We start from the raw sequence: 14,209 nt of genomic DNA, 5'->3' as shown, positions 1-14,209 counted from the left end.
CATAAGTTGTTTAATTGACTGTTTGTCTTACTTTTTTTGTCTTAACCCCTTCCGACTTGATCTCCGTTAAATGATCAGCCAATTCTCTTTTATGATAAAAAACAAAGTAAGAACCGATCACCAAGATAGTCAGGATGGAGGTAAGATAGAATTGCAAGCGCATGGAATCAATAAATGCTTGGGCAATAAAGATAGAAAATAAGATTAGAATTGTGGCATAGGTTAAGTAGGGGAACAGCCACATTTTTACCTTCAGCATACTTGGATTTTCCTTTTCCCTTTTTCTTCGCAAAAGAAAATGCGATATTGCGATGAATATGTACATCACGATGGTCACTCCGCCTGAGCTATTCGCCAAAAAGGAAAATAAGGTATCAGGTGATATAAATTTAAACAGGGTGAATACATAAGCAAAAAATACACTGGCCGCTAACGCCCAAATCGGTACCCCTCTTTTGTTTACATTCGCTAGAAATGTCGGTGCAGATCCCTTTTTCGCAAGAGAGTACAGCATACGGGAACTTGTATAAAGTCCCGAATTCAATACGGAAAGCAGTGAGATAAAAATGACCGCATTCATAATCTGTGCTGCAGCTGGAAGGCCTGCCATAGCGAACACACTGGCAAACGGGCTTTTCAGTAAGTCTTTTGCTCCTGGAGGAATCACCATGACTAAAACTGCTACAGAGCCGACAAAGAAAAGCAACAGCCGCCACACTACAGCATTTATAGCTCTTATGATATTTTTTTCCGGATTTTCCGATTCACCAGCGGCAATGGCTGCTACTTCACTCCCTGACAACGAGAAAGTAATAAAGATTACCCCTAAAATCATAGGAATCCAGCCATGCGGCAGGAAGGTGCTGGCCGCTGTAACACTTGACAGGCTTTGTGCTTCAATACCGGGAACAAGACCAAGCATGATGGCTGTCCCAAGTCCAAGGAAAATGACGATGGCTGCTACTTTTATAAAAGCCAGCCAGTACTCAATTTCCCCGTAAGTTTTAACGGAATAAATATTGGTAATCATCATTACAATTGGAAATACTAAGCTTGCCGACCATGCAGGGATCGAAGGTAGAAAGGTATTCACCATCTCTCCTAATAAAGTGGCTTCAATCGTCACGATAATCACCCAATTGAACCAGTATAACCAGCCGATGGTATACCCCGCCCAAGGACCGATGGCTTGATGTGCATAGGTTGAAAAGGAGCCGCTGTCCGGGTTTACGACTGCCATTTCGCCAAGCATCCGCATAATTAGAACGATGAGCAGCCCTGCCATAATATAAGAAAGCAGCGCTCCCGGCCCTGTAGACATAATCATGGTACCGCTTCCGATAAACAGACCCGCACCAATCACGCCGCCAATGGAAATCATAGTTACATGCCTGGTTTTCAAACCATGTTTTAGTTCATTATTTTGATCATCCAATTTTCATCACCTGCTTTAAGAGTTTTCTAGATCCTCTTTTATAAAGTGTCTAATTCCCCCCTTTCTTTCATTCACTTTCCAAAGAAAACCTTCGCCGTTACCTTGTAAGCCCTTTCGATTTTTTCCATCTTTCCTCCTTTTCTATTGAATAAACAACATGCCCATGTTGTTATATATTTTTGCAAGATTCATGCCAAAAAAGATTTGCTTTAAATTCGGTACCCGCAAACTAATACAGGCGAGAAATTAATTCATTTTCGAATCAAAAAGTAAATTCACCGATTCATTTATTGATTATTGATACACTTCTGAATTATCCATTAATGAGGGTTAATAAAAAAAATAGCTCCCCATGATAATGGGGAAACTACTTAATCAGAGTGATTCAACATACTTCATCATCGCCACTTCATCACAACAATCAAACTTTGGACAGGTCATACAATCAATCCAAACTTTTTCTGGCAGACTATCTCTTGAGACTATTTCAAAGCCGCATTTTTTGAAAAATTCCGTTTCGTACGTTAAAGAGATGACTCTGCTAATTTGCAGTTTCTCGGCTTCCTTCATCATTTGCTCGACTAATTGGCGGCCTATCCCTTTACCTGAATGATGCGGAGCGACCACTAACGAACGAACCTCGGCCAAGTCCTGGCCTAAAACGTGTAATCCAGCAACCCCAAGAATTTCATCCTTCTCTTTCATGACATGCAAACATTGCAAATGTTGATAGAGCGATAAATAGGTCCGAGGCAAAACCACTTCTTTGTCAGCGTAAAATTTAATTAATTTATAAATATCTTTCACATCACCGGCAACTGCCTGATAGATTTCCATAAAATTCTCCTTATCATCTCTTATTAAAACTGCTCTGTTAATTGATATTTGTCTAGCACCAAGTGTAAGAAGTTACGGAATTCGGTCACGTCCGATGAATTAATATCTAGTTTTTCCGCCCAATATTCCTCATCAGCAATATCATGATGGCTTAACAAAACCATTCTGCTATTTTGAATCGATACTACCATTGCTTTGCCAAAAAACCTTTCCGAATGAATCACGACAATATCGTATCTGCAATCCTCAGAAACGATACAATAGTATTTCACTAGTTGGTTTTCCACTTCTTCTAGTAAATGATCTAAAATCATGTTCTCATCTCCTTTTAAAAACGGGGGTATTAGCAAGTGGAAAAAATCCTGTCTAAAAAAACTAACGATACAGGATTTTTTCCAAATGAAATTTTTAATTCCAATAAGCCGCTGAACGTTTTCTCAGGGTTTCTCTTAACTGCTCTGTTGACTTGTGCAAGGCCTTGTTTGCAGCATAATCCATCACGACACCATAGCGCCGAATCACATCGAGCTTGTCAATCTCGCCGTTTTGGAATAGTTTTTCCACTAGTATTGGGTCGGTCTCAAGCCAGCTCTTACGATTCTTCCTAATAAACTGTCTCTCGATTTCCGTTGCTTCATAATCAATTTCAAATAAATCTAGGTCTCTATCAATCTCCCTGATGACTACTCCATAATCTTTCCTTGCCCGCTCGACAGAGACATATTCATCAATGACATCTTCCAATACCGCATTTACATCCCGCTCAAGCGGATCTCCCAACCCGCCGCCGCCAGCAGAAGGTCTGGCAAAAGTGTCGCCGCTTGTTACTTCTACGTTTGAAAAAATTGTTCCTAAGAACTGTTCTTCCTCTTTGCCAGAATTCAGCCATGCGCCATGCGGTGATGATGGCAGGCCGCCAAAAATTCCCCATGTCACGGAACGGGAACGGTCGCAGCAATAAGACATTACGGTATTGGTAAGATTGGTTAATACCCCGCCTTTTTCAACGCCGCAGCCCCCGCGATATTTACCAGGACCAGCTGAATCAGTAGTAATCTCGTGCTTAGTTGTAATAACCGGGGATAATCGCTCCTGGCCTTCGCATGATTGTACGCTTAGGCCAACCCCAAACACCGGAGAAGTAGCATTCACGCCGTCGCGATCAATTCGGCCGCCGTGGCCACCCGCCATCCAGTCATACCACATGAAATATTGACTGTCGCCGTTCCTTGTATCCGTACCGCCTATAAGCAAATATTCTAAATTGAAGGAACAGGCAATGGCTCTTTCCGGCATGATATTTGACCACAGCTCGAAGCAGGCATTCATTATCTTTTCGTATGCTCCCGAGCAAAATCCGGTGACAGAAATAGGGCTTGGCGCATTCACGACAGAATTCTCCGGCAATTCGACCTTTACTACCCGGTAAAAGCCTGAATTTAAAGGGATTTCCGGGAAAAATGTTTTCGTCCCGGCATAGGCTGCAGATAAGGATGCCCCAAAGCCGGAATTTAGAAAACAGCCAATATAGGGATGAGAGCCGTTTAAATCATATAAAATTTCCTCATCGGTAATCGTCATTTTGACCTTAATCGGAATCAGGCCGTCCCCCGCCTCTGGGTCCATATCAATATAATCTACTGTCTCCCATGTCCCTTTCGGCAATGTTTTAATCTTCGCCTTTGCAAGACGTTCTACATAATTCTGGACTTCCTCGAAGGCCGTTAATGTTGTTTCCAGTCCATATTTATCAACAATTTCACCAAGCTGTTTCGCCCCCACTGCAGCTGCCTCCACCTGCGCCTTTAAATCTCCGACCCTTTCTTCGGGAAGCCGCATATTGGTAACGATTACATTAACGACATCCTTTAAATAGGTGCCTCTGCTGTAAATTCGGACAGGCGGGATTCTAACCCCTTCGCCAAAATGTTCTTTTGCTGTTACATCAAAAGACCCCGGTGTTGAGCCGCCCATATCTGCCCAGTGTCCATTGGTCTGCATCAGCGCAATCAATCTGTTTTCATGGAACACAGGCATGACCACCCGTGTATCGTTAAAATGAGTGCCTCCCCGGTAAGGATCATTTACTAAAAAGACATCTCCAGGGTGAATATCGTCCATAAAATCTTCCAACACAGCTTTGGCCGTTAAATGCAATGTTCCCACATGCACCGAAATATCCTGCGTCCCCTGCATGACCGTATTCCCCTCTGCATCACAAAGTGCGCAGCTAAAATCGCGGTTATAAATAACAAATGAATAACAAGTCCTCAAGATTTGTTCTGCCATTTGGTCCACAAGATTTACAAAGCCATTTTTTAATACTTCGAATGTAACAGGATCTAAACGGTTTTCTTTTTCTACAGACTCGATATGACGATTCATTTCCTACACCTCTTTCCTTATTTATTAGCCGTTATGATTAAGTTTTTATAGACATCAACCGTTGCCGAAAACTCCGGTGGGATTACTGTCGTGGTATCAAGCTGGTCCACAATGGCCGGGCCCTGAATCGTACTAAGAACAGGTATTTTCTCGCGATCATAAACTTTCGCGGCCACAAATTCGCCATCAAAATAAACAGCCCTGACTTCTTTTTCAGCATCTTCAAGAGATCCGGATGGTCCATATTTAGGAAACTCAGGTTTCGGCACCGTCCCAATAGCCGTTACGCGCAATCCATAAATCTCAACGATTTGCCTGCGGTTTGAATAGGCAAATTCACGTTCATGCTCCTGATGAAACCCTTCAACGATATGTGCTAATGAAGGATATCCGTCGCTCACCGGAATCGCCAATGAACGCCATTGCCCTTTGTATCTCATGTCAACATAGCGCATAAGTGTAGAATGGTCGCTCCCAACCCCTTCTTCTTCCAACAATTCTTCAGCCTCATGCTCCATTTTGGCAAATTCAGCTTCTAATTCATCGGCCGACACTTCATCAAAGTTCTTAACATATGTTTTGGAAATATCATGGCGGACATCGACCAATAGGCAGCCCATTGCTGCTGCTACTCCAGGGTGAGGCGGAATGATAACGGTTGGAATATCCATTTCCTTTGCCACATGGGCACCATGCAGCGGACCTGCCCCGCCGAAGGCAACCAGGGCAAAATCGCGTGGGTCATAACCCCGTCTTACCGAAATCAGCCTCAAGGCATCACACATATTAGCATTGGCCACTTTAATAATCGCATCGGCCGCTTCTTCCAAAGAATAATTGAAACGTTGGGCAATCTTTGCAACTGCCTGTTTTGCCTTTTCTTTATCCAGGATCATCGACCCGTTTAAGAGATCAACACCGAGACGGCCGAGAACCAGATTGGCATCGGAGTTGGTCGGCTCGACTCCCCCTCTTTGGTAGCAGGCTGGTCCTGGAACCGCTCCGGCACTTTGCGGTCCATTTCTTAATGAACCTCCCTCATCAACCCAGGCTAAGCTGCCGCCGCCCGCGCCAATAGTAAGGATTTCAATGCTAGGGAAGCCAATTGGATACCCATACTCAATAAACCAATCTTTTGTAATGCGAATATCGCCATCATACATGAGAGAAATATCGGTACTTGTTCCTCCCATATCAAGCCCAATAGCATTGTTAAAGCCGCATAACTTGGCAATATGCTTACTTGCAATGGCGCCGGCAGCTATCCCTGAGCTTGCCAGTCTTGCAGCGTACCGCGGTACGGTACTGGAAGTCATAACCCCTCCGCCCGAGTGCAGCACAAGGATGTCATCTTCATATCCTTTTTTAACCATTTCCTTTTCAAGCTTATGAATATAGTTACTAATAATCGGCCCTAATACAGCATTTACAACAGTTGTACTCATCCGTTCATGCTCAAACATTTCCGGCAAAACTTCACTCGATGTACAAACATAGACTTCTGGCAATTCTTCTTGGATGATCGCTTTGACCTTCGCTTCATTACCGCCGTTCACGTAAGAATTAATCAAGCAAATCGCAATCGATTCCGTTCCCCGCTTCTTCAATTTCCTTGCAAGCTGGCGGACTTCTTCCTCATTAATTTCCGTCATTACATTTCCCTGATAATCGGTCCTCTCCGTGATCTCAAAACGGTCTCTTCTTTGAATATAAGGTTTAGCCGTATCTTTATACGTATCCCATAAATCAGCTTTTGTCCCGCGCCGGATTTCCGGAACATCCCGAAATCCTTTTGTCGTAATTAACGCTGTTTTCGGAAGCTTTCTCTCAATTAATGCATTGGTGCCAACAGTTGTACCGTGGGAAAATACTTTAATTTCTTGACCATTTAACTGAGCCTTTTCGATTCCATCTAAAATTCCAAGTTCAGGATTGGATGGTGTGGATGAAGTTTTCGTTACCGAAACTTTACCAGTGGTTTCATCAAAAACAAAAACATCTGTAAATGTGCCGCCTACATCAATTGCAAGTCGAGTTTGTTTCATCATTACCTTCCCCTTTGCTGTATGATTTAAAATAATTGGACCTAATAGCTTGAAAGCCCTTTCGAAATATTCCGGCCTTCTGACTTCCCTGTTGAAAAAACAACATGAACATGTTGTTTTATATCGATGCAAGATTCGTACCAAGATAAAGATGCCGTTATTTTCAATATTTACGCACTGAATAGGAAATAAAATAATTCATATCTGAATTAATAGCGGAATTTTATGATTCATTTGTTGATCATTGATACATTTCTGAATTATGTTATAATTACGAATAGAAAAATTATTATTCAATAAGAAAAGTAGCAAAAAAGGAGATTGCGATGTCCGTCACAGAAATGATATTAGAAAAAATTATTGAAACATCCAATAACAATATCACCATCACGGATGGAGAGGGCATTATTTTGTATACCAACCTTGATCACTGGACTGTATACGGGGATGACCCTCAATCCTACATCGGAAAGTCCATTTACGATCTTGAAGAACAAGGAATTCTTTCCCCTTCCATTACTGCGCTTGTGCTGAAAGAGAAAAAGCCGATTCAAATAATGCAGCATACCCAGAAAGGAAAAGTAATCATGTCGAATGCCTTTCCCATTTTCAATGAGAAGGGGGACATTATTCGCGTCATTAGCTACGCCATTGATCAAACGGAAATTAGCAACCTTCAAGATCAATATGAACAATTAGAAAAAAAATTAAAAGGATACCAAACTGAGGTAGAGGAACTGAGAGGCAAGGAAGAAACCCTCTACCGAAGCAAGGAAATGGAACATATCGCAAAAACCATTCAAAGGCTGGCCAACACGGATGCCACAGTCTTAATGCTGGGAGAATCGGGTGTTGGTAAAAGTATGTTCGCTCGGAAACTCCACACTCTAAGCCACCGTGAAAATGAACCATTTATTGAAGTAAATTGCAGCACCATTCCTCAAAGTCTATTTGAATCTGAAATGTTTGGCTACGAATCCGGGTCCTTTACAGGGGCTCAAAAACAAGGGAAACAAGGATTGATTGAACAAGCCCGTAATGGTACTTTATTTTTAGATGAAATCGGAGAACTTCCTTTATCCATCCAGGCAAAGCTGTTAAAGGTTTTACAAGAAAAAAAGTTTATCAGAATCGGCGGTCACAAAGAGCGGCATGTTGATTTTAGGCTGGTCACAGCTACCAATAAAAATTTAGAAGAAATGGTCGCAAAAGGTGAATTCCGTCTGGATTTATATTACCGATTAAATGTCATCCCGCTTCATATTCCTCCTTTACGGGAACGAAAGGAAGATATTTCTTTATTAATCAATCACTACATGAAGTTATTGAACAGGAAATATGAAACACAAAAAAAATTACACCCTTCCGTATACGAGATCCTGCTTACCTATAAATGGCCTGGTAACGTACGTGAATTAGAAAATTTAATAGAAAGGCTCATCTTAACCACCGAAGACACCATCATCCGCCAGAATTCATTACCTACTTACACCCTTCATGCAGCAGAAGCCACTGAAGATGATACCGCTCTGATTGAACATTTCATGATCGAGGAACAGGATTTAAAAACTGTCATGGAACGTGTGGAAAAATGGATGATAGCGAAAGCTTATAAAGAATGTAAATCAACGTATGAAATGGCCAAACATCTTGGCATCAGCCAGCCTTCTGTTATTCGTAAGCTCAAAAAATATAAAGATTCCCTAGATATAAAATGACGTGCACTTGCCCATTAAAGTACAAAGCCATTTTCCACAGCTGGAAAATGGCTTTGTGTTTGTTTTTTATTATTTATGGAAGCACCCACGCTGGCGAAGTAATTCACGGTTTAAGTTTGGATTCTTTTCAAAAGCAGCGCGTCCGTGCAGCCAGAAAATATTATTCAAAACTACAAGGTCTCCTACAGGAAGTTCCAATTCGATGACATTTTCATCATTTTCCATGGAATTGGACAGATCATTTAAATATTTTGCCTGGTCAATCGTTTCAGGATAGGCGAACTGGTCGATGAAGCAAATGCCTGGCTTATTATTGTAGTTAAAGAATGTCGGCCGTTCTACTTCCTGGCTTACATTTTTACTGCTTGGTGCTTTATAAGAGAATTTATGGCCTGCTAACGAGTGGTTGGCATAAACGTCTAATTCCTTCCAATCATCTAGGTGCAGCAGTCTTGATTCACCGCCGCAAGCATTTTGTTCCACCATTTTCATCATTAACAGCCAATCAGTCGGTTCATCTACAAACGTTCCATCTGTATGAAGTGTGAATCGACGGTAAGCCTGACGCAAATATGAATCGCTGCTATCCGTGTCTTTTACAGTGAATCGTGCATAATACTTGCCGGACATCGCGTCAAAGTTTGGCGTACCAACCAAATAAGAAATGGCGGTTGAGAATATGACATATTCGTCCGTGTTCTCGCTCACACCCTGCAGGCCTAGAGTAAAACCGCCGGACTCCCGGTCATTAACAATGTTTCTAAGCAGCTCGCCAAACTCTTCCCCAACCTGATCTAATAAATACGAAGCAACTAGAAAGCGTGCATAAGGTGTGTATTCCAAATGCTGTACAGAAATGCCTTCCATCCCTACTTTATCAAGGAATTTTGCAATGCTGTCTTTTGACAAATCAATGTGGTACAAACGGCTGGTTTGTGGGTGGGCCTTCACTTCATATCGTTCCGTTTTCTTTTCAAATTTCCCTTTAGTCTTTTCTGCAATACTCATGTTCCATTCCTCCTGTTTTCAGTAAAATATTATTTTTTGTTAACAGGAAATATAAAAAGCCAGCCGTAAAAAGTATCCCTAGTTAATACAGGACTACTTTATACAACTGGCTTATACTCACTTCACTGCCCTATTGGAGAATAGAGTCACAGCGAATATTACAGTCTTCTGTTCATTTACTTTCCCGTTTACCTATTTAAACTGTTTACGGTTTTGAAATGGCTTTTTTCAAAAGGTAAACATGTTGTAAATAGTGCTTATTTGTACTTTAACACTTCGCAGAGTTGTTGTCAAACCATTTTTAATGTTCCAAAAACTCTTTTGATGATTTCGTTACATTTCACTCGTTTTCATTTGTTCATAATGAAAATGAAGATCCTTTAACGCGGCAATCAGCGCGTTGGTTCCCTTCCCGTGATAATACAGTTGGATGGCATTTACCGCGTCATCTATGCCATCATTTAAACTATGTCCCTTTAGCAGTTCATTAATAAACCGCCGCCCATGTTCGGTAGCCAATGTACAGGATGCCTCGAGGATGACTCCATATTTCCTATCGATTTCAGCTGTAATCGTTAATGTATCAAACACACTTTTGGCCGCCATTCCTTGTGGCAGACGTGCATGTCCGGCAATAAAAAGAGTTTTCCCAGTAAACATATGAATCTACCTCTTCCATTCAACTATTTAAATAATTAACTTTGATTCTATTAAATTTGTTTGCACAGGAATACGCCGTACCACTTCTTTGCCGATTTCGATGGACGCTGTGGCCGCAGGCGATGGGGCATTACAAACATGAATCGATTGTTTCCCCATAATAATATGGAAATCGTCTACCATATTTCCATCATACTTCAATGCCTGAGCTCGAACTCCTGCTGGTGCTGGAATCAGATCATCTTCTTGAATTTCAGGAATTAATTCCTGAAGGCTTTTGGTAAATTGCTTTTTACTAAAAGAACGAACGTACTCCTCCATTCCCTCCTTCATGAATTTACTTGCCAGCTTCCAGAATCCTTTATACGTTAACACTTCTGCCAAATCTTTTGCATTAAAATCTGTCTTTTTGTACCCTTCCCGCTTAAAGCTTAAGACTGCGTTCGGACCAGCGTCAACTTCGCCGCTAATCATCCTCGTAAAATGAACCCCGAGGAATGGAAATTTAGGATTCGGCACAGGATAAATTAGATTTTTAACAAGATATCGTTTTTCAGGCTTTAATTTAAAGTATTCGCCACGGAACGGAACAATCTTCATGTCAGTTTGGTATCCTGCTGCTGCGGCCACACGGTCACTATGTAAGCCGGCACAGTTGATGACCATATTTGCTTTTATCGTTCCCTGAGAGGTTTCAATGGTTACTTGATTCGATTCCTCATGAATCTTCTCAACCTTTGTATTTAAGCGAACCTCCCCGCCCTTTTCTTTAATAAGTTCTGCAAATTTCTCACTTACTTGAAGATAATTCACAATTCCCGCCATTGGAACACGGATGGCTCCAAGACCATTGACATGCGGCTCAATTTCCTTTAATTCATCCTGTCCAATTTTGTGAATGTTTAACTCGTTTTGCAGTCCTCTTTGATACAAATTATCAAGCAGCGGTAGTTCTTCCTGTTTGGTTGCCACAATGACTTTCCCGCAAATATCATGTTCAATTCCGTATTTTTGGCAGAAGTCTCTCATCGATTGACTTCCTTGCCGGGCAAATCGGGCTTTAAAGCTGCCCGGCTTATAATAGATGCCCGAGTGGATGACCCCGCTATTGTGACCTGTTTGATGCTGCGCCACTGCTGGCTCCTTTTCGATGACCACTACCTTTGCATTTGGAAACCGTTCATAAATAGCCATTCCTGTCGAAAGACCGACAATTCCTCCCCCAACGATTGCAAAATCAAACACTTGAATTTCCCCCTTTATTTTTTTGGTTCAGCTCTTCCATGTACTTAATCAAATTATTCTTTGTCCGCAAAATATGATATTCAACAACTGCCCGCAGTTCTGAAGGGTCACCCCTTAATACTGCTTGATAAATCATCCGATGCTCCCGCTGTGTTTCAGAGTAATAGTCGACTAGCAAATTCGGGGCAATAGGTGAAATCCCAAGTGTTTCGACCATTTTTTGAACCCTTGGCCAAGGGCAGCCCTTTCTCAATGTTTCATGAAAAGTGTTATTTAGCTGAATATATTGATCATTGGTTTCATCCGAAATTTCCAATTCCTCCATTTGAATAAGGATCTGTTGTAAGAGGTTTTTGTCCTCATCCGTTAAGAATGGCAGCGATTTCTCAACGGCCAATCCCTCCAGCATTGCACGGGTATGGTAGATTTCCTCAATGTTATCCCGAGTAATCGGGGTGACGACAGCTCCTTTATGTGGAACCATCTCCACCAGCCCTTCCATTTGAAGCTGAGTTAATGCCTCTCGAATCGGCATCCGGCTTACCTCCAGCCGGTCCGCCCATTCCTCCTGAATCAGACGATCCCCATTTTTTAAGGTTCCATCTAAAATGGCTTTCCTAAGACTTTTCGTCACATATTTAACAACCGTTGATTTATCTTCACTATTTTTCTTCAAATATCATCCACCTCTTTTCAGATTGGATACAATACATTCAATATAACAGCCATTTTAACTGTTTTCAATGGTATTTTTCAAGTTTTGTATCCAATTTATTTTACATTGGATACAATCTTTAAAAATATGGCTATTTTTTCAACATTGCAATCGGGGGTTTTACGTGTGAAAAAGGACTACCTGCGGACTTGTACTAAATGGTTTGAAATTGTTATTTTGGTCACAAACCGTTGGATACGATGAAATAGCGAAGATGGGGAAGAATTCAATAAGTAATTTATTAAGTGTTTAAACCCCAGCATAAACAAGCGGGGCTATGGGACAATTCTTTGCTTCTGGTGCTCGGTCTTGTCCCATTGGCCACATCTATGGGACAGTTTTCGGCTTATGTCGCTCGGTTTTGTCCCATAGAACCCTTCTATGAGACAGTTTTCTTGTTCTAATGCCCCGTTCTGTCCTATAGAACTCTTCTATAAGACGGTTTTCCGGTTCTGTTGCTTTGTTCTGTCCCATAGACCTCGCCTATAAGACGGTTTTCCGGTTCTGTTGCTTTGTTCTGTCCCATAGACCTCGCCTATAAGATGGTTTTCCGGTTCTGTTGCTTTGTTCTGTCCCATAAACATCCCCTATGGGAAAGTTTTCTGAAAAAGATATTAATTAATATCCATGGTATAATAGGTAAAAACTGGATTCATTTAAAGGAGGAGATTTTTTTGAAAAAAATTCTGCTGTTCATGATGTTATTCAGCCTGTTATTCGTTGCTGCAGCCTGTTCATCAAAGGAAACAACGAATGAAAATGATCAGAAAATCCTATTGCCTGAAGGTATTCCTGACTTTGTAAAAACAAGTGATTTTGCAAAAATTGATTGGGATAGAAAAGCTGTGAAGTTTGGAGATAGAGGAATTATTGGAAATGAAAATAAATCCGGTGTGATTGGTGCAGATATGCCAAGTCTGGACCAGCAAAAGTGGATGTGGCATCTTTGGGGTGTTGATGACGCAGACTTAACGATCGTTGGATTCCACAAAGATACCCAAACTGTTGATCAAATTATTTCCGGTCAATGGACTATACATGCCGGCGGTCCCAATAACGGTGCAGATGCCCATTCACCATCCACGGTGCATATCCCAAAACCAGGAGAATGGGCTATATTGCTTTACACGGATGGTAAATTATTCGATATTTTGGTTTATGACATTAAAGAATAAGCTTCATTTTTTCAAATAAGCGTCAGTCTATTGCAAGTTAGTTCTTTTATCGGTAGCCTTCTTATATTCATTAAGGAAGAAATCCAATTGCTCACTAACTTGAATCGTTAATTGATGACTTAAACCTTTTTTCTGCCCAATATCGATTAGTTCTTCCCTTAAATTTTCTATGTACAATCGAAGCTCAAACGGACCTAAAACAAGCGGTTCCCTACCCATATAGATACCTCTTTTGGAAAAATTCGTGAAATCACAAAATCTATTTTACCAATTCTTTCAAAAGCCTTCTATACTTTTTTTCTATAGATATTAATCGATATAGTAGATTTGTTGCCCTATGTTCCACAGATAAAATTGTTCGCAAGTATATATCTTCCCCATCTTGTGCTAAAATTTAGAGGGTAATATACAGTTAGAGGTGACCATTCTTGGCAATACATGTTGTACTATATCAACCAGAAATTCCGGCTAACACTGGAAATATTGCGCGTACTTGCGCCGCAACGGATACGGCCCTACACTTAATCCGACCTCTTGGCTTTTCAACAGATGAAAAAATGTTAAAACAAGCTGGTTTAGATTTTTGGCATCTTGTAAACATAACGTATTATGACTCATTGGATGACTTTTTTTCAAAAAATCAAGGTGAGTTTTACTATATTGAAACGTTTGGCGAAAAAGCACATTCAGCCTATGATTTCAGTGATACAGCTAAGGAACATTATTTTATGTTTGGAAGAGAATCAACGGGGCTTCCGAAAGATTTACTAGAAAATAATCAAGACCACTTTTTGAGAATACCAATGAATTTACACGTTCGTTCATTGAACCTTTCCAATACAGCCGCTATATTGGTGTATGAGGCTTTGCGCCAGCAAGGATTTCCTAATTTAAAATAAAAAATCTTCCGTCTTGGAAGATTTTTTTGTTTGATTTTTCATATAGTAAACTGCCCAGTTTGTTCATTTAAAATGGTATACGAAGAA

Annotated in this window: 13 protein-coding genes; 3 read left to right on the top strand and 10 right to left on the bottom strand. The window is 41.0% G+C overall.

Translation table 11 applies throughout. The features are described from left to right. Positions 1-10: 10 nt before the first annotated feature. The 5 genes from A6749_RS16935 to A6749_RS16915 all read right to left on the bottom strand — a co-directional run bounded on the left by A6749_RS16935 (position 11) and on the right by A6749_RS16915 (position 6,702). The gene (locus A6749_RS16935; RefSeq protein WP_066392516.1) at positions 11-1,435 is read right to left on the bottom strand and encodes an amino acid permease; all 1,425 of its coding nucleotides are present in this window, start codon (positions 1,433-1,435) and stop codon (positions 11-13) included. A 375-nt stretch (positions 1,436-1,810) separates the two neighbouring features. Next, a complete protein-coding gene (locus A6749_RS16930; RefSeq protein WP_066392514.1) occupies positions 1,811-2,272 on the bottom strand; it encodes an N-acetyltransferase in 462 nt (153 codons plus the stop codon). 23 nt (positions 2,273-2,295) lie between these two features. Next, positions 2,296-2,586, bottom strand: coding sequence for an SAV0927 family protein (locus tag A6749_RS16925; RefSeq protein WP_066392512.1), 291 nt, complete (start codon positions 2,584-2,586; stop codon positions 2,296-2,298). Positions 2,587-2,680: 94 nt separating this feature from the next. Beyond that, the gene (locus A6749_RS16920; RefSeq protein WP_066392497.1) at positions 2,681-4,657 is read right to left on the bottom strand and encodes a hydantoinase B/oxoprolinase family protein; all 1,977 of its coding nucleotides are present in this window, start codon (positions 4,655-4,657) and stop codon (positions 2,681-2,683) included. A 17-nt stretch (positions 4,658-4,674) separates the two neighbouring features. After that, positions 4,675-6,702, bottom strand: a complete 2,028-nt coding sequence (locus A6749_RS16915) for a hydantoinase/oxoprolinase family protein (RefSeq protein WP_066392484.1) — start codon at positions 6,700-6,702, stop codon at positions 4,675-4,677. A gap of 326 nt (positions 6,703-7,028) precedes the next feature. Here A6749_RS16915 and A6749_RS16910 point away from each other — a divergent pair, with 326 nt between their 5' ends. After that, the gene (locus A6749_RS16910; protein ID WP_066392482.1) at positions 7,029-8,420 is read left to right on the top strand and encodes a sigma-54 interaction domain-containing protein; all 1,392 of its coding nucleotides are present in this window, start codon (positions 7,029-7,031) and stop codon (positions 8,418-8,420) included. A gap of 69 nt (positions 8,421-8,489) precedes the next feature. Here A6749_RS16910 and glaH read toward each other — a convergent pair whose 3' ends face one another. The 4 genes from glaH to A6749_RS16890 form a co-directional block, all read right to left on the bottom strand. Then, a complete protein-coding gene (gene glaH, locus A6749_RS16905) occupies positions 8,490-9,428 on the bottom strand; it encodes a glutarate dioxygenase GlaH (RefSeq protein WP_066392479.1) in 939 nt (312 codons plus the stop codon). 333 nt (positions 9,429-9,761) lie between these two features. Next, the gene (locus tag A6749_RS16900) at positions 9,762-10,088 is read right to left on the bottom strand and encodes a DUF3870 domain-containing protein (RefSeq protein WP_066392474.1); all 327 of its coding nucleotides are present in this window, start codon (positions 10,086-10,088) and stop codon (positions 9,762-9,764) included. 27 nt (positions 10,089-10,115) lie between these two features. Further along, a complete protein-coding gene (lhgO, locus tag A6749_RS16895; RefSeq protein WP_066392466.1) occupies positions 10,116-11,333 on the bottom strand; it encodes an L-2-hydroxyglutarate oxidase in 1,218 nt (405 codons plus the stop codon). Then, a complete protein-coding gene (locus A6749_RS16890) occupies positions 11,326-12,009 on the bottom strand; it encodes a GntR family transcriptional regulator (protein ID WP_066392464.1) in 684 nt (227 codons plus the stop codon). Before A6749_RS16890 ends, lhgO begins: the two co-directional genes overlap by 8 nt. 713 nt (positions 12,010-12,722) lie before the next feature. Between A6749_RS16890 and A6749_RS16885 the strand changes: the two genes are divergently transcribed. Next, positions 12,723-13,223 carry a hypothetical protein gene (locus A6749_RS16885; protein ID WP_066392460.1) on the top strand — a complete coding sequence of 167 codons (501 nt, stop codon included), beginning with the start codon at positions 12,723-12,725 and terminating at the stop codon, positions 13,221-13,223. A 27-nt stretch (positions 13,224-13,250) separates the two neighbouring features. Here A6749_RS16885 and A6749_RS16880 read toward each other — a convergent pair whose 3' ends face one another. Beyond that, entirely contained in the window at positions 13,251-13,442 is a 192-nt protein-coding gene (locus A6749_RS16880; protein WP_066392456.1) for an aspartyl-phosphate phosphatase Spo0E family protein, read from the bottom strand. A 209-nt stretch (positions 13,443-13,651) separates the two neighbouring features. Between A6749_RS16880 and trmL the strand changes: the two genes are divergently transcribed. Then, the gene (gene trmL / locus A6749_RS16875) at positions 13,652-14,122 is read left to right on the top strand and encodes a tRNA (uridine(34)/cytosine(34)/5-carboxymethylaminomethyluridine(34)-2'-O)-methyltransferase TrmL (protein WP_066392452.1); all 471 of its coding nucleotides are present in this window, start codon (positions 13,652-13,654) and stop codon (positions 14,120-14,122) included. Positions 14,123-14,209: the final 87 nt, after the last annotated feature.

Source organism: Neobacillus mesonae, assembly GCF_001636315.1.
GTDB lineage: Bacteria > Bacillota > Bacilli > Bacillales > Cytobacillaceae > Neobacillus > Neobacillus mesonae.
Note: the sequence above shows the minus strand (reverse complement) of the source record. Positions and strands in the feature narration are given on the sequence as shown.

Excerpts from the sequence above, each read along its gene's own strand:
- A6749_RS16925 (WP_066392512.1), bottom strand. The coding sequence starts at position 2,586 with ATGATTTTAGATCATTTACTAGAAGAAGTGGAAAACCAACTAGTGAAA.
- A6749_RS16910 (WP_066392482.1), top strand. The coding sequence starts at position 7,029 with ATGTCCGTCACAGAAATGATATTAGAAAAAATTATTGAAACATCCAAT.
- A6749_RS16900 (WP_066392474.1), bottom strand. The coding sequence starts at position 10,088 with ATGTTTACTGGGAAAACTCTTTTTATTGCCGGACATGCACGTCTGCCA.
- A6749_RS16880 (WP_066392456.1), bottom strand. The coding sequence starts at position 13,442 with ATGGGTAGGGAACCGCTTGTTTTAGGTCCGTTTGAGCTTCGATTGTAC.
- glaH (WP_066392479.1), bottom strand. The coding sequence starts at position 9,428 with ATGAGTATTGCAGAAAAGACTAAAGGGAAATTTGAAAAGAAAACGGAA.
- A6749_RS16920 (WP_066392497.1), bottom strand. The coding sequence starts at position 4,657 with ATGAATCGTCATATCGAGTCTGTAGAAAAAGAAAACCGTTTAGATCCT.
- A6749_RS16915 (WP_066392484.1), bottom strand. The coding sequence starts at position 6,702 with ATGAAACAAACTCGACTTGCAATTGATGTAGGCGGCACATTTACAGAT.
- A6749_RS16930 (WP_066392514.1), bottom strand. The coding sequence starts at position 2,272 with ATGGAAATCTATCAGGCAGTTGCCGGTGATGTGAAAGATATTTATAAA.